Source organism: Mixta sp. Marseille-Q2659 (assembly GCF_940807255.1).
In the GTDB taxonomy this organism is placed as follows: domain Bacteria; phylum Pseudomonadota; class Gammaproteobacteria; order Enterobacterales; family Enterobacteriaceae; genus Mixta.
The window spans coordinates 1-15,245 of record NZ_CALNWY010000051.1; the positions used below are offsets into that span (position 1 = coordinate 1).

Annotated in this window: 16 protein-coding genes and 1 pseudogene; 13 read left to right on the forward strand and 4 right to left on the reverse strand. The window is 51.8% G+C overall.

Annotated elements, in window-relative coordinates; translation table 11 throughout:
- Window positions 1-174: 174 nt before the first annotated feature.
- The 3 genes from P3C52_RS20210 (at window position 175) to P3C52_RS20220 (ending at window position 1,928) form a co-directional block, all read left to right on the forward strand.
- The gene (locus tag P3C52_RS20210; RefSeq protein WP_275556663.1) at window positions 175-486 is read left to right on the forward strand and encodes a cupin; all 312 of its coding nucleotides are present in this window, start codon (window positions 175-177) and stop codon (window positions 484-486) included.
- 595 nt (window positions 487-1,081) lie between these two features.
- Window positions 1,082-1,660, forward strand: coding sequence for a hypothetical protein (locus tag P3C52_RS20215; RefSeq protein ID WP_275556664.1), 579 nt, complete (start codon window positions 1,082-1,084; stop codon window positions 1,658-1,660).
- 46 nt (window positions 1,661-1,706) lie between these two features.
- A complete protein-coding gene (locus tag P3C52_RS20220) occupies window positions 1,707-1,928 on the forward strand; it encodes a hypothetical protein (RefSeq protein ID WP_275556665.1) in 222 nt (73 codons plus the stop codon).
- Window positions 1,929-2,535: 607 nt separating this feature from the next.
- On the opposite strand, the gene P3C52_RS20225 is transcribed toward P3C52_RS20220, so the two are convergent.
- Both P3C52_RS20225 and P3C52_RS20230 read right to left on the reverse strand, forming a co-directional pair.
- Complete coding sequence (locus tag P3C52_RS20225) at window positions 2,536-2,988, reverse strand: hypothetical protein (RefSeq protein WP_275556666.1); 453 nt, start codon at window positions 2,986-2,988, stop codon at window positions 2,536-2,538.
- Window positions 2,989-3,069: 81 nt separating this feature from the next.
- On the reverse strand, window positions 3,070-4,287 hold the full coding sequence (locus P3C52_RS20230; RefSeq protein ID WP_275556667.1) for a hypothetical protein: 1,218 nt from the start codon (window positions 4,285-4,287) through the stop codon (window positions 3,070-3,072).
- A 674-nt stretch (window positions 4,288-4,961) separates the two neighbouring features.
- On the opposite strand from P3C52_RS20230, the gene P3C52_RS20235 reads away from it, so the two are divergent.
- The 4 genes from P3C52_RS20235 to P3C52_RS20250 all read left to right on the forward strand — a co-directional run bounded on the left by P3C52_RS20235 (window position 4,962) and on the right by P3C52_RS20250 (window position 9,332).
- Window positions 4,962-6,662 carry a DUF4942 domain-containing protein gene (locus tag P3C52_RS20235; RefSeq protein WP_275556668.1) on the forward strand — a complete coding sequence of 567 codons (1,701 nt, stop codon included), beginning with the start codon at window positions 4,962-4,964 and terminating at the stop codon, window positions 6,660-6,662.
- Between the two features lie 104 nt (window positions 6,663-6,766).
- The gene (locus P3C52_RS20240) at window positions 6,767-7,132 is read left to right on the forward strand and encodes a hypothetical protein (protein WP_275556669.1); all 366 of its coding nucleotides are present in this window, start codon (window positions 6,767-6,769) and stop codon (window positions 7,130-7,132) included.
- Window positions 7,133-7,820: 688 nt separating this feature from the next.
- Window positions 7,821-8,411 (forward strand): hypothetical protein, encoded by a 591-nt coding sequence (locus tag P3C52_RS20245; protein WP_275556670.1) that lies wholly within the window; start codon window positions 7,821-7,823, stop codon window positions 8,409-8,411.
- A 66-nt stretch (window positions 8,412-8,477) separates the two neighbouring features.
- Entirely contained in the window at window positions 8,478-9,332 is an 855-nt protein-coding gene (locus P3C52_RS20250) for an LPD29 domain-containing protein (protein WP_275556671.1), read from the forward strand.
- A gap of 259 nt (window positions 9,333-9,591) precedes the next feature.
- On the opposite strand, the gene P3C52_RS20255 is transcribed toward P3C52_RS20250, so the two are convergent.
- Window positions 9,592-10,092 carry a lytic transglycosylase domain-containing protein gene (locus tag P3C52_RS20255; protein WP_193405551.1) on the reverse strand — a complete coding sequence of 167 codons (501 nt, stop codon included), beginning with the start codon at window positions 10,090-10,092 and terminating at the stop codon, window positions 9,592-9,594.
- 413 nt (window positions 10,093-10,505) lie between these two features.
- On the opposite strand from P3C52_RS20255, the gene P3C52_RS20260 reads away from it, so the two are divergent.
- The gene (locus P3C52_RS20260; protein WP_275556672.1) at window positions 10,506-10,907 is read left to right on the forward strand and encodes a relaxosome protein TraM; all 402 of its coding nucleotides are present in this window, start codon (window positions 10,506-10,508) and stop codon (window positions 10,905-10,907) included.
- A gap of 45 nt (window positions 10,908-10,952) precedes the next feature.
- Here P3C52_RS20260 and P3C52_RS20265 read toward each other — a convergent pair whose 3' ends face one another.
- Entirely contained in the window at window positions 10,953-12,281 is a 1,329-nt protein-coding gene (locus P3C52_RS20265; RefSeq protein ID WP_275556673.1) for a hypothetical protein, read from the reverse strand.
- A gap of 283 nt (window positions 12,282-12,564) precedes the next feature.
- On the opposite strand from P3C52_RS20265, the gene P3C52_RS20270 reads away from it, so the two are divergent.
- The 5 genes and pseudogenes from P3C52_RS20270 to P3C52_RS20290 form a co-directional block, all read left to right on the forward strand.
- Window positions 12,565-12,894: a type IV conjugative transfer system pilin TraA gene (locus P3C52_RS20270; protein WP_275556674.1), complete on the forward strand. Its 330-nt coding sequence runs from the start codon at window positions 12,565-12,567 to the stop codon at window positions 12,892-12,894.
- 9 nt (window positions 12,895-12,903) lie between these two features.
- Entirely contained in the window at window positions 12,904-13,200 is a 297-nt protein-coding gene (gene traL / locus P3C52_RS20275; RefSeq protein ID WP_249894788.1) for a type IV conjugative transfer system protein TraL, read from the forward strand.
- A 17-nt stretch (window positions 13,201-13,217) separates the two neighbouring features.
- Window positions 13,218-13,790 (forward strand): TraE/TraK family type IV conjugative transfer system protein, encoded by a 573-nt coding sequence (locus P3C52_RS20280; protein ID WP_249894787.1) that lies wholly within the window; start codon window positions 13,218-13,220, stop codon window positions 13,788-13,790.
- Entirely contained in the window at window positions 13,783-14,508 is a 726-nt protein-coding gene (locus P3C52_RS20285) for a type-F conjugative transfer system secretin TraK (RefSeq protein ID WP_249894786.1), read from the forward strand. The genes P3C52_RS20280 and P3C52_RS20285 overlap by 8 nt, the downstream gene beginning before the upstream one ends.
- Window positions 14,498-15,245: pseudogene (locus P3C52_RS20290) on the forward strand (hypothetical protein); the annotation flags it as partial. The gene P3C52_RS20285 and the pseudogene P3C52_RS20290, both read left to right, overlap by 11 nt.

The window sequence follows — 15,245 nt, forward strand, 5'->3', positions numbered from 1 at the left end:
GCTTTGTTGTAGGTGGACCAGTTGGTGATTCTGAACTTTTGCTTTGCCACGGAATGGTCTGTGTTGTCGGGAGGATGCGTGATCTGATCCTTCAACTCAGCAAAAGTTCGATTTATTCAACAAAGCCATTTAAGCTTTTAAATAATGTTTGATTAATGATTTTTAGGAGAAAACATGAATTTTTATTGCAGCAAGGATTTTACAGGCTCAAAAGCTTGGGAGTCTCAACACATTGCTAACTTCCAGGGCGTCAGCGTAAAACTTCACTGGACCGATCAACCTTACAAGTGGCATATCAATGACGGGCAAGAGGTTTTTGCTGTGATGGATGGCTGTGTTGAAATGCGTTACAAAGAAGAGGGTGAAGTTAAAAGTAAGATAATGCGTACCGGCGATATTTTTCATGCAAGTGAAGGAACAGAGCATGTCGCTCATCCACAAGGCGTAGCTCGCGTTCTTGTTATTGAAAAAGAAGGATCAATCTAATGCTGTTTTTTCATCACTCCGTTGGCAATGAAAACCTGGCGGGCAAATTCCATGCCCGCCTCTAGTAACAGAGCAGAGGGTTGTCAACGTCCGCTTCTGGCACATAGCGGACATTAAGTTCAAAAATTCTGTGGCCACCTCCGGCTCCCCGGCGTTGCCGGGTCGTCAGCCACACTGCGCTAACCGGCTGTGCCGGTAAGCTCCGCCGGACCGCGTGGCGTTCCGGGCCTGCCGGCTTGGGTCTGATGGCAACGGCCGGGTCAACCCCTGCAGCCAGCTGGCGCCGGCGCTTCTGCAGGCCGCCGCTGCGCGGCAACCTGTAAGGACCGGCCCGGCACCGTGGTGTGCCGTTCCGGGGCTGTGCCCTGTTCATCTTCCGCGTTCTGTTTCGTTTCCCGAATCCCTTCGCCGTGCAGAAACCTGGCACCCGGGCGTCCTCACGCAAGGGTCGCACAGCTAAACGGCTGCACCCGGTCCCTGCGGGCTGCGGCTTTGCCGTTTCCCCCTGCGTTCAGCCTGATGCCCGGTCGCCCGTTCTGCCCTCACGGCGAGGAACTCGGAGAAACATCACATGAAACCACACGGGAGAAACAACATGTCACAGCAGAACGTCAACACCACGGCTTCAGAATCTAAAGAATCATCATTTTCAACGACAAAACCCGCAGAAAACGTCAGCTATGAGGCTATACGTCGCGCCATTCGTCGCAATCTCTTTTACGTCGACTATCCGCATTTCAACGTGAACACCGTGGGGCTGCGCTGCGATTTTAATATGCATCTGGATTACCTGGCGGCGGCGACGTTTACACGGGATGAGGCTTCATTTGATACGGGGAATTACCGATCCACAACAGAGCTTATGCTGATTAACCCGCATGAAAAACTCCTGATTACCGTTGCCGTATTTGCACCCAAAGCTGGCGCGGCACCGGAAACCTATGAAACCCGTGTCGTGCATTCAGCAAACCCCATCGGCGACGAAGAGTATGTGGAACTCTGCGAATATCAGACCACCAATGTCTACAAGTCAGCGGGACTGCTTAACGTGGCGGCGCTGGAATTGTTCTGGTCAGAACATGAGGGACTGAAAAAATATGCGCAGGCCAGCCTGCCGAAAGCAGATGAATACAGCCCGTTTTGTCACTGGCAGTTTTCCCGCCTGAAAGGTTAATGATTCATTCCCCTGCAGCACGCTGCAGGGGAAACAGGAGAAAGCGATGAACACACAGGAACGTCTGGCAGCCGCGCTGAAAAAACCTCTGCAGGCAGGGTACGTGACGTACACCGGCCACGTTATGACCGACGCGGAATGCATCACCTACAACCGCTATACCGCCGAAGCCGCACGACCGGGAATAAGCGGGCAGGCACGGGAGTTTTTACTCGATCAGCGGCACCGGTTTTTTGTTCTGATAAGCGAAAGCCGACAGCCAACCTGATGCACGTATGCGGGCAGGCAGGTATAACGGGCGGGGAGGTAACATTTGCATCGCTGGTCAGCATAGCAGAAAAGCACTATCAGGCAGAGCTGGAGGAAATGTAACGCAACAAGGGCGGGGCCGTTTATGGCCCTGCAGCTGCATTCACCGGCGGCTGAACGGCGGGCGACCCTGCGGGCCGGATAAAGACGGTGCTGACGCACCGTCTCTCTCCCTTCGCCTGCGCTTTCTCTCTCCGGGGCGCTGTCTCATGGTCTTTTTTCTCTGCTTCCTGCTGTTAAGGCTTCTGCTGTGCTGCAGCTGCGTTGTCATCTCCCTTTCCCTGAAGTGCAAAAACAGCAACATCTTGATAGCCACCTTCGGCTCCCCGGCGTTGCCGGGTCGTCAGCCCCACTGCGCTAACCGACTGGCGCCGGTAAGCTTCGCCGAACCGCCGGAAGCGGCGTTTCGGGCCTGCCGGCTAGGGTCTGATGGCAACGGCAAAATCAACTTCTGCAAATGACATAAAGTGTCCTGAGCGAGAAAAGTGGACAATATTCAATTGTTAAAGTATCTAATAGCGAAGCCAGGATAGCGCGATTGGCAAACTAAACTATAGCTGCAATAACTAGCGTAAAACTTTGTTTAAAATGAAGTTTATATAACTTAAACTTTCAGTTACTTTATCAAATATGAAATCTAACGCATGGTTGTAACCTGACGCCAAAGTGGCGCTTTCAAATCCTAAATTAGTTAAATGCTGAATTGACTTGCCCACTGCCTCATGTGCTTCTGCATTCCTTAAATCATTATTTATAAATAATGGGGCGACCTTGATGTTTCGTGCATTAAAATCTGCAAATAAATTAGCATGTTTAAGTTCTGAAGGGTCTTCATTCTGATCAGCAATTGCTTCACAAAGAGTTAGTATTCCCTGTAAAAGTTTTAGGGTTTGCAGTTGCGCAATAGACTTTTTGTCGACGCCCATAGCAAGGCATAACCTCTTCAAAGAGCCCGATTTTATTTTATTTAAAATTTCATTTATTGTTTTGCAACGAGCAAGAAAACCATACTCTTGCATGTTTTTTGGGGCTACATAACAAAGTTTTTGCAAAACAGGGTAATTTTTTATTCCTTCATCTTGAAATTCATCATGGTTATATTAAAAAATATCTGCGTTTGAGAGTGGTATGTCTAATATATCACCTAAAAGAACCAGGTTTTTATTAAGTTCAAAAAGTTCATTGGCAAACCTGAAAGTTTTGGAGACGATATGTTCACTTTTTAATAAGTCATCATCAATAAGGCTTGGGTCAATGGCATAATCAAACACATGAGCAACTTCTTTATCAGGAACCGCTCGGTAAAGCTCATAAAAAGGCATTTTAACTAAATTGCGGCCAACCCTAATACAGTCTCTAAATGACCATTGCCCGCCATAACTTGGGTTTACATGATAATGATTACCGTGGAGAAATGGAACGGCATCATAAGAGGCATCTTCTTCGTATTTTGTAAGGAAACTATCGTCAACAAAAACATATTCATTTAATCTTATATCACGGGCCCGAGACCTTGTCATTGGGGATGCATGGCCTGGCCAAATCAATGTATTTATATCTAATTTATCACAACGTTCCGGATTAACAGACTGGATAGTTCCCCATGCTTGAAGTATAACATGGTCAGTATGATCCGTTATTTCTAAATCAATCCAGGGACGATTGAATTGATAGGTGTTTGAACCTGATAAAAGATCTTTTACCTCTGAACTCCGATTAATGTACGCTTCATAGTGAAATACCTTTACACCAACACAATTTTTCATCCATAAATATTTACGAAGATAATCATTTTGCATTGTCCAGACTATGTCTTTACTGCTTTCAAAAAAAAATTTACATGAGACATCACCTTTCACAACTCCAAAAATCGGTTTGGATGCATCGTCAAATATAACTCTTTGTTCAATGTCACCTGTTAGTCTGGGGGTCAATCCAAGCTTCATCCAGACATCTTCAGCCAAGAAAAAAGAATAATGAGAGCCATCACCCCATGAAGCTACAATATATCCAAAACCTGAAATCGAGTTTTTTTGCCCCCGGACTCCGCCCTTTTGCGTGCAGTAAGGTCTTGAATAGGCTACAACGCAGTCGGTTGATTCAGGTAGCACAGTCAGGTTTGCAATGTCTTCCTCTGGCACTACAGCCATAAGCATTTGAGCATGTTCATAATTTTTCTGATATTTATTTTTTTCATACCTGTGCGTTACGATCACTTCTTTCTGAGAATTAGTATTATTTTCAGGAAGTAATAAATCCTTTAGGCCTTGGGGTATTTGTTCTTCGGGTAGTGGTAGTTGTGAAATATAATCAAGCATAGGGGCTTCCTGGCTAACATTAGTATGAGTGAATTAATATTATAACTACGCTGATTTTTCTATGCTTGGGTTAATTGTGGTAATGAAAAAATTTAAGTTATTAAAAAATTCACCAATCAGTTATCGCATGTTGCTTTATAAGGGGTGCTGTATACGTGATTCAAGCACCCGGCTTTCTTTGGCTATTAGCTGATGATCGCACAAAAAATATGCCCACCTTCGGCTCCCCGGCATAGCCGGGTCGTCAGCCCTACTGCGCTAACCGGCTGGCGCCGGTAAGCTCCGCCGGACCGCAAGCGTTCCGGGCCTGCCGGCTTGGGTCTGATGGCAACGGCCAGGTCAACCCCTGCAGCCAGCTGGCGCCGGCGCTTCTGCAGGCTGCCGCTGCGCGGCAATCTGTAAGGACCGGCCCGGCACCGTGGTGTGCCGTTCCGGGGCTGTGCCCTGTTCATCTTCCGCGTTCTGTTTCGTTTCCCGAATCCCTTCGCCGTGCAGAAACCTGGCACCCGGGCGTCTTCACGCAAGGGGCGCCCAGCTAAACGGCTGCACCCGGTCCCTGCGGGCTGCGGCTTTGCCGTTTCCCCCTGCGTTCAGCCTGATGCCCGGTCGCCCGTTCTGCCCTCACGGCGAGGAACTCGGAGAAACATCACATGCAACCACACGGGAGAAACAACATGTCACAGCAGAACGTCAACACCACGGCTTCAGAATCTGAAGAATCATCTCTTTTTAACGGCCGGGGCGATCATCGCGGAGCGGGGGAGCTGCTGGGCGACAGCTTCTTTGCGCCGGTAAAGTCGGATCTGGTTGATTCCCTGCTGGGACGCTATCAGCACACCCGGGCGAAAATTGAAGCCATCGCCAGCATGGTGACCAGCGGTGAAAACGCGCCTGCGGTGGCGCATTTTATCAGCGGCAATCTGAGCAGTCGCCGGGGCTATTACGGGCGGACCGTGGGCGAGATGTTCAGCGTGCCGGGCGCAGTCGCGTCCCTGAATTCAGCATTCTGGCAGGAGGCGTTAGACCTGACGGACGTTTACCAGTACATGCCCAACGACCGCCGCAACGAGTGGAATGAGCAGATCCGCGAAATGGCCGCGCCGGATTTTGAGGAAAAAACGGTACGCGCCACGCTGTCTGAGCTGCTGTTCTCGCGTGAAAAGTTTTTTGCTGAGCGCATTGACGGCATTTTCCGCAACCTGTCCGGGGAACACGTCACCAACCGCCCGGAGGGCTTTGGCAAGCGCATGATCATGGCGCGCGTGTACGATGAGTGGGGCGGCAACAACTACGAACGCACCGGCTACATTGATGACCTGCGCCAGGTGATCGCTAAATTCATGGGCCGCGATGCCACCAGTTACCGCACTACAGATAAAATCCTGCAGATTGCCCGCAAGCGTGCCGGGGAATGGCTGACGCTCGACGGGGGGGCGCTGCGCGTGAAAGCCTTTCTGAAAGGCACAGCCCACCTTGAAATTCATCCCGATATGGCCTGGCGTCTCAATGACATTCTGGCGTTTTTGTATCCGGCGGCGATCCCGGCGGAGCATCGTCAGAAGCCGCGCACAAAGTCGAAGACCTTTAACCTGACGTCGAATCTGCTGCCGTTCAGCGTGCTGAGCGAACTCAGCGAGCTGGAGATCGAGCGTACAGAACCGCAGCAGCGTAGCCGCTGGGAAGAGCCGCGCCAGCCGGTGACCACGAATCCGAATAACCGCCGCTTTAAAAACCTGATGGACTTTGATAAGGCCGTGCGCGCGGAGGCTGAAAACGTGCTGATAAGTATTGGCGGCGTGAAGATGGCCAGAAACGCGTTTACCTGGTTTGAATTCGACTACGACCCGGGCACGGCCATCCAGGATATTCAGCTGAGCGGCGCGCTGCCGGATCAGAAAACGCACCAGTTTTACCCGACAACCCAGGCGCTTGCCACGCAGCTGCTTGACGAAGTGAACATTCAGGAGGGTGAAACCTGCCTGGAGCCAAGCGCGGGTATGGGCGGACTGGCCGACTTGATGCCGCAGACGCAAACCACCTGCGTGGAAATCTCGCCGCTGCACTGCCGTGTATTAGAGGCCAAAGGGCACACCGTGATTGAAGGCGACTTTATGCAGTGGACGCAGGAAACCCGCCAGCGCTTTGACGTCGTGGTGATGAATCCACCCTACAGCGAAGGCCGCGCCGTGGCGCATCTGAACGCAGCCGCTGCGCTGGTAAAAGAGGGCGGCCGCCTGGGGGCCATACTGCCAGCGGGAACCGATAAAAAAGGGGTGTTGCCGGGCTGGGAGTGCAGCTGGTCAGAGCCGCTGGAGAATATGTTTGCCGGTACGGGGGTGCGCGTGATCACCCTCATGGCATACAAGCCGGAGTAACGGACAGAAAAAAGGCAGGGGTTAACCCTGCCAGATTCCGCCCCTGGTATCCACGACGAAGCCGGGGCATCAGAGAAACACTGACCACAAAACAGGAGATCAATGTGTCTACACAGTCAACTTTACCGACAGATACCACAACAGTAAACCCTGAACAGAACGATAACCACGAGCCGGTAACCATGAGCACCATAAAAGAGATTGCCGCAATGGCTGAAGGCACAGAAAGTCCGGCGCTTATCTGGGGCAACACGGATCGGGCAACGGTCGCGGCTGAAGCGTTGTGGGTCTTTGCCAGGCGAACCGGGCTTGATGGCCGGGGAGATGATGCATATACCGCCGTTCAGGATCTGATAGCCAACCTGATGCACCTGTGTGGGCAGGAAGGCATAACGGGCGGAGAGGTAACATTTGCATCGCTGGTCAGCATGGCAGAAATGCACTATCAGGCAGAGCTGGAGGAAATGTAACGCAACAAGGGCGGGGCCGTTTATGGCCCTGCAGCTGCATTCTCCGGCGGCTGAACGGCGGGCGGCCCTGCGGGCCGGGTAAAGACGGTGCTGACGCACCGCCTCTCTCCCTTCGCCTGCGCTTTCTCTCTCCGGGGTGCTGTCTCATGGTCTTCTCTCTCTGCTTACTGCTGCTGTTAAGTCTTCTGCTGATAAGCCTGCTGTGCTGCAGCTGCTTTTCTGTTTTTCACTGACTGAAGGTCAAAAAAGTCAACGTCGTGATGGCCACCTCCGGCTCCCCGGCGTTGCCGGGTCGTCAGCCCCACTGCGCTAACCGGCAGGGCCGGTAAGCTTCGCCGAACCGCCAGAAGCGGCGTTTCGGGCCTGCCGGCTAGGGTCTGATGGCAAGGGCCAGGTCAACCCCTGCAGCCAGCTGACGCTGGCGCTTCTGCAGGTTACCGCTGCGCGGCAACCTGTAAGGACCGGCCGTCGGAGACGTCCGGGTGTGTTCATGCTGTCCTCACGAACGGTGCCTTCATGTTCCGGATGGTTCCCCGCGGAGGGCTGGTCGTAGCAACGTCATTCGTTCAGCGCAAGGGTGAAATGCACGCCTGCGGCGCCCCTGCACTGCCCGCCTGACGCCGCTTACTTGCCCTCTGCCGCGAGGAACTCACCGAAACATGATTAACCACCTGAGAGGAGAACCAGCATGAACACACAGAACGTCAACACCGCCGCTTCAGAATCTTCCAAAACATGGGTTAAAGGCCAGAAAATCTGCGTCAGCGCGAACGATCTGCGCACCCGCTGGCATAACACTGACGCAGGGAATGAAAACGCCACGCCTGCAAAGGGAAAGCACTATCCGACGCGAAACGGCAGTTATGGCGCAGATGTGCTGTTGCTCGATGAAGCGGATGTAGCAGCGCTGATGGCTGCCGGAAATACCACGCTGCCGCGCCTGGCGAGTTCGGGCAGGGGCATGACGGCGCTGTACGACGTGGGCGACATCTCTGCGGAACGTTACATCATTGCCAGCCGGGGACAAATTTATTACCGCACTGCCTCATGGCAGGACGCCTGCCGGGAGTATATACGGCGCTCCTCCTCAGTAATGGCGGAAGAGGCGAAAAAGTTTTTCGACAGGTTTCATGCAGCGTGTGATGCAGGGCTTGATTATTACCAGGCCAGCGACGTCGCACGCGGCATCATCTCACTGGAAAGCGCCCTGAATCCTGCGCAAGACATTCAGGTAACTGCCGGTGCCGCTGATACCACCTTAAACGATATCCCGTTCTGAAAATGTCCTGCGGCCCGGAAGAAAACGGGTCGCGCCTCTCTTTCATCAGCATTAAGGGAAACTGATATGAAAATACAGAATGCGCAGTCTCTGGTTGTGGGGCAGGTTGTCAGCACAGTTCTTTACAATCGCGGACGGGGTGTGATTTTTGCGATCCACGGCGAGCAGAAACCGGCGTCAGTGGGTTCACTTTCGGGATGCGTTTCGTACGGCGGGAATGCGACATTTGACATTGCATTCGAGAGCGGCGGAATATCGCGCGCGCTGCCTGAAAGTATTCTTCATGGCAGGCAGTGGAGCATATTTCCGGAAATAAAAAGCGGTAAAGAAACGACGCGCATCGTAAAACAGGCAGAGGCAGAAGAACGCCGTAAAAAGCAGGCGCGGGAGGAAGAAGCCCGCAAATATGAAGCGGAATGTCAGCGTCTGAAAACGGCACCAGAATATGCTTCGCTTTCGCAGGATAAAAACGGCGCGGTACAGGTCACGTCAAATATACGCAGGGAACTTAAGGCGAAGTTTCCGGGCATTAAATTTTCCGTTCGCAAGCGCAGTTATGACAGCGTAAGCGTTATCTGGACAGACGGACCTACGGAGGAGGAAGTTAAATCTGTAACTGATAAGTATAAAGACAGCTATTTCGATCCCATGCAGGATATGGCTGTTTCCAGTGCGTCTCCATTTAACCGTATTTTCGGCGGTGTGGGTTACATCTTTACCGACAGAAATTATTCCGATGCCATGAAACAAAAAGCGGTGGATACCATCGCTAAAAAATATGGCAGCAGCCTGGAGGGTGAGAAAATTACGCTGGCCCGATTTAAATCGGGCGAGCTGTACCGGATCGGCCGGGATTGCTTCTGGCACAGTCAGGGCGTTCACGGTGAAATAAACAGAATACTTTCTGAAATGAAAGCATAAACAGCACGGGGCCGGATGGCTCCATTTTTTTGGGGCCTGTTATCCGTCACCGGTATTGAACCGGTGACAAATAAATAAAAACCGGTGCAAACTCTTCCTGCACGGCGCGGTAAAACATCAGGGGCGTTACCCATGTTAACCGTACCCGGCATTGAACCGGGAACGGTTAATTCTGTGCGCAGACTGCATTGACGGATTTAAACCAGCACAGGCACAGAAGAAAAAAAGTAATGCAGTCCGTAATAAGGATTTTAATCATTCATCCGTTGATTGCCGTACGTGGGATTTTACCCGCCTTGATGGCCTTATAATGTGCGTCGATAATCATCGCATAGTTATACCGGTTCTTGATCGTCACCGGAATATTTTTCATTCCCGCATTATACATTCCCACTGCCAGCCACGTTGTGCCGTACTGATTGAAGTTACGGCGCAGCAGCATGGCACCGATGAAAATATTCAGGCACGGATCGCTGAGGAGCTTTTCTTTACTGAGGCCGGGATATTCTTTCTGTAATCCGCGCATGGTCACCGAATTAATCTGCATGATGCCGTAATCGCTGCTGCCGGGCTTTCCGTCTTTGGTTTTGTTCGTATTTATGGCGGCAGGATTGTAGCGGGATTCCTGCCAGGCGATAGCACGCAGGTAGTCCGGATCAATGGAATACCATTCACCGGCTTTAATAAAACAGTCCGCATTCACGCTGGCTGAGAAAATGCCTGTCGCCAGCAGGGCTGCAGCGTGTATAAATAAACGCATAGCGGCTCCTGATTTGAAAAGTTCGGGGGTGCTTATTAACTCAATAATATCATAAGAAGTGGGATTTTACACACCACTCGCAAATTTATTTTTGCGATTTTAATTCTTTAATATCAGCGAGTTAGTTGTAAATCGTAGAAATTTTAGCCCATAACGTAATCTCTTCAAAGAAACTTTATAGTGCTTCAATAGTTCCTTGAAAGTAACTGCAAAGTACTCTAATTAAAAACAATGACTTACTAATATTTTAACTTAGGAGTGTCTGTGCAGGCACTGTTAAAGCCCTTTGTTGTTACTTTGTGGTTACTTGAAAAGTGGATGCGTTGAGTTTATTTTCTCATGCAGCATGAACAATCGGTCGCCCGGTCATCCGGTTACGGTTCACTCTAATATCAGGTTATGAGGCAAAAAATATGTCAGAGCACAATACACCTAAAAGTAATCGCGTTAATCTTACCGTTCCCTTTTCACTTATAGAAAAGGTTGATGCACACGTTGAAAAGAAGCTTGAAGACGGAGAGTCACGCGAAACGGCGAACCGGTCAGCTTTTATCATGGAGATGTTTAAGCTGGGACTTCGCGTTTATGAAAATAAAATCAGCAAGGACACTTCAGAAAAGACGCTGGATCAGAAGCTGGAATTTATCGCCAAGAACGTTCTGGTCAGCGGTTTTATAACTGACGCCATTTTTGGCATTCAGAAGGAAACCGTCGATCCTGCTAAAGTTATTAAAAACGAAATGCTCCTTGAGCCTGAGTGGTTAAAAGCTGTCAATGAGCGCGTGGCGGGGAAACTGCAGGAATATTTTAAATAATTAACAGGTGCCTGATGCTTTCTGTATTGCGTCAGGCAAAACTCTTTACTTTTCATTATGCTGGTCTGAATCTTTTTCCTCTTTTTTTAATGCTTCTGTCTCTCTTTTTTGTGCATCTCTGATATAACGCCGCAGCGTGAGTGCATTAATCCCGTACTGCGTGTAAATCTGCTTGCGTGTATGTCCGTCACGCAGAACAGCATTCACAGCCTGATCGCGGTCGCGTTTTGAGAGCACATTGCGATTATCATACTTGACGCGTTTTTCTTTAATAACAGGCGAATCCTTTTTTTCTCTCCACGCTTTTTTTACCCAGTCAAGGTTCACACCGAGAATATCGGCAGTCTGCTGGAGCGTTTTACCCTGAATCCGCAGTCGCACCGCAACCTCTTTGAGGTCACCGGATATTACCCTGTGCTCATCGCGTGTACCTATGTATCTGATGAGCGTTTCTGCCGAAATACGGTATTCGGAAAGAATATCTTTCCTGAGCATGCCCTGGCTTAATTTTTGTTTTATCGTCTCGACGTCTTCCGGTGTCAGTTTTTTTTCTCTCTCACGGGGCGTAATTTCTTTTCCATCACGCTCTGCTATTTTTCTTATTGCATGATAAATTCCCGCCCGCGTTACCCCGCAGGCCTTTTCAATTTCTTCCAGCGTCATCTTTGGTTCAGCATGATACATGGCTGAAATCAGTTCCCACTGCTTCCAGCGGTAATCCATCGCGGATTTTCCCTTGCGTTTTTTAATCAGGTTATAAACGTAGGCTTCAGAGCAGTTTTGTTCTTCACATATATCCCTGACGCGCCAGCCAAGCATAACGCGCGCCATGACTTTCTCCGCGTCGGGGCCGTTTTTTCTTTTTCTCTGCGTCGTGGGTACATTTTCATCAGCAGCCTCCGCGGTATTTTTTACCGCCGGCAGTGCAGGCTTTTTTTCCGGTCCGGCGTATTCACCCGGATCGGTAAATATAGCCTTTTCCAGGCTGTTCTTTAATTTACGTGCCTGCCAGAGGTTTACGCAGGGACGGGGAAGGGGGGAGAAAAAATTCGCATTTATCATTATCCAGGCATCCGGATCAGCGGTATCTGAATATATGCTCAGTTGCGCGAGCGTTCGTTCCGCAGCTGCCTGTAGTTGCCTGGCGGGAACGCGTTTTTTAATAAATACGAGCAGGGGGATCGTGACGAGCTGGCAGGCATAGTAGCGGTTGTCTCTGACGATGACTTCAAACCAGCCGGGGTCGCGCCTGTAATGAAACAGGGCTTCATTAAGCAGGACAGTTAAGGGTACCTCATGATTTATCCTAAGAAATTCAGCCGCAAAGCCCGCCGGATCGGCGACAAGAACAACCAGGTCGGCAGTGTCAGCCATAATTTTTCTTTTCCATTCAGCCAGTTAGTGAGACAAGCGAAAATTCTCACCATCACGATAAATGAAATTGATCAGTAAGATCAATAACTTAAATTGAAGTATGCGATCCGGAAGCGTAAAAAAACGTCAACCCGTCAGGAAAACGTAAGTTTCTGCTGCGATACCACAGATATGTAAAGGAGGCGTAACCGGCACAACAGTAATTTGACTTAAGGTAATACCGACAGCGACAAAAGATAGTTTAACCAACTCATCATTATATCTCTAACTGAGGAAAAATCCTATGAAGGGCACTCTCTCTTCGTGTGTAAATTACTGCCGCAAGGCAGGGGCGGTAGCGTGGAAAAAAGTGAACAAGACTGCGTTGTTCTCTGCACTGGCGCTCCTGGCTGTTTCTGCCATGCCCGCCCACGCCGTAGACTACTTCGCCGGGGCCAAAACTGATGTTAACGATACCTTCGGTAGTAATTCAGCGGTTGTTTACATCCTTTATATTCTGGAAATTGCATTCATCGCGTTCACCTACATCAAAACCAAAAACCTGGCGCTGTTCGGTAGCATCGCTGCGCTGCTGGTTTTCGTTAACGTCGCCTTTAACGTGATCCCTTCTTAACGACTGCTTATGGAAAAACGTGACCGGTATACCTATGCGGCTACGTTTTCCGAGCAAAGGCGCTTCGTGGGGCTGCCACCTGATGAGTTCTGCCTGTATGTGCCGCTGGCACTGCTGGCAGTTTTCCTCAACATGTGGATTTTCGGCCCCACGCTCTTGGCCGCCGTGGTTGGAATTCGTCATCTCAAGAAAGGCCGCGGTTCTCAGTATCTTCTCAACCTTGCGTACTGGTGCCTGCCCACCTCAGTGATGCGCTTCTTTATCAGCATCCTGCCAGACAGCTACAAACGGCACTGGGTCGCCTGACCCCCTCCGGAGACAACATGGAATTAAAGCTGCGTTCGGCGGGAAACCGCAATATGGCCGTGGCTATTCTGGTGCTGCTCGTTATCGCAATCCTCGCGCTCATACTCTGCTGGCGCCTTTACAGTGATAACCGCGCGCTGATGAATCAGCTTCTCAATAACCGTCAGACCATCATCGTTCCTTACGGCGCAGACACGCCGTTCAGCTTTACCGGCGAGCGCGGCGATGCCCGCTACCTGCGCCTGATGGCGCTGGCGTGGCTGAACCTGCGCCTCAATATCTCCGACAAAAATGCAGAAGCCAGCCACGAAATGCTGCTGGCAGGTGCCTGCGACGGCGCGGAGAAATCACTCAAAGGTGTGCTGGCTGATGAAGCCTCACGCGTGAAAGGCAACAGCGGCGGCTCGGTGTTCTATCCCAAAGACGTCAGCGTCTGGCCGGACAGGGGCATCGTGGATGTTACCGGCGATCTGCAGCTGAGCTATGGGCTGCATGACGGTAAGCCGGTGAAGAAGCACTACCGCCTGCGCACTGACACCCGCAACAACCGTCTCTGCTGGAGCGCTTTCCTGGAGGTTCCTGATGCGTAAATCCCTGCTAATCAGCGCCGTGGCGCTGCTGACCGTCTTCGGCGCCCACGCCGAACAGCTGACGCTTAATCCCGGCGCCCGCGTGAACGCGGCCGTGAGCAATACCAACCCGAACTACCTGCGCGTTAATGACGACCGTATCCTCAGCGTGCAGGCGGCGCAGGGGGTGCTGAGCGCCAAATCACCCACGCCGGAAGGCGCGATTGTGTTCTCTACCGTGACCGACAAGCCGTTCACCATGTTCGTGCAGACCGCGTCCGGTTTTGCCTTCTCGGTACAGGCGACGCCGGGCAAACGTGCGGGCTTAAGCCTGACGGTGGATAACCGCGACGTGAAGGGTACGGAAGAGGCGCGGGAGTATGAACAGAAGCAGGACACCTACAGCGCGCTCATCAGCGGGCTGGTCGGGCGCTTCATCACCAACCGGAAGCCGGCAGGCTACGTGTTCAGTAAAAACACCGACGTACCGGTGAGCGGAGCGGTGGAAAGCGCCTTTTCGCTGCGTCCGGTCACCGCGTGGCAGGGCGACCGGGTGCGCATCGTGCGCACCGACATTACCAGCCTTTCCTCACAGCGTATTCGTCTGAGCGAACGCTACTTCTGGAGCCCGGGCGTCATGGCAGTGGCGTTTCATCCGCAGCTCGACGTGCTGGAGCCGGGGGCAAAGGTCTCGGTGATCACCGTGTTCCGCACGAAAGGAGGCCCGGATGAACCTTAATACGCTGGTCCGCAGCAAGCAGCGCCGGCTGTTTGGCATCATTCTGGCCGCCGCTGCTGTGATCATCGGCGGGCTCTATCTGGCTAACCGGGGCGCGGCCGGGCACACCGGTGGTAAAGAGGAAAAACCGGACAGGGCCACCGCCGAGCCGGACCTGACCGGCGGGGGCGTGGTGAATGCCTTTGACGGTTCCGCACAGGGCTCGCTGCTGGTCACCGCGCAGAACCGCGAGAAGGAGGCGCGCGAGCAGCTTTCCGCTATGCAGAAAGACTTCAAATCACTGAAAGACCAGATGTCGGATGTGATGAACAACAACAAATCGCTGCAGCAGAACGTGAGCGACCTGATGGAACAGCTGAAAAATCAGCAGAACCAGCAAAAGCAGGCGCCTGCCGGTCAGCAGGCACAACAGGGCGCGCAGCAGGGGGCGCAGCAGGGCGCGGGCTACACGCCGCCGCGCACGGAATACTCGTTTGCGCCCGCGCCGGTGCAGACCGGGCAGATCGACAACCAGACGTTCGATTATTCGCAGTTTGAGCCAAAAACCAAAGACGCCTCGTTCTGGGTGCCGACCGGTACGTTCTCTGATGCCATCATCATTGAAGGGGCCGACGCCAACGCTTCGGTGCGCGGTGAGAACAACCTGGTGCCGATGCAGTTCAAGCTCAAGGGCAGGGCGCACATGCCGGGCAACAACAAAATGGTGCAGCTGGATAACTGCTTTGTGACGGCAGCGG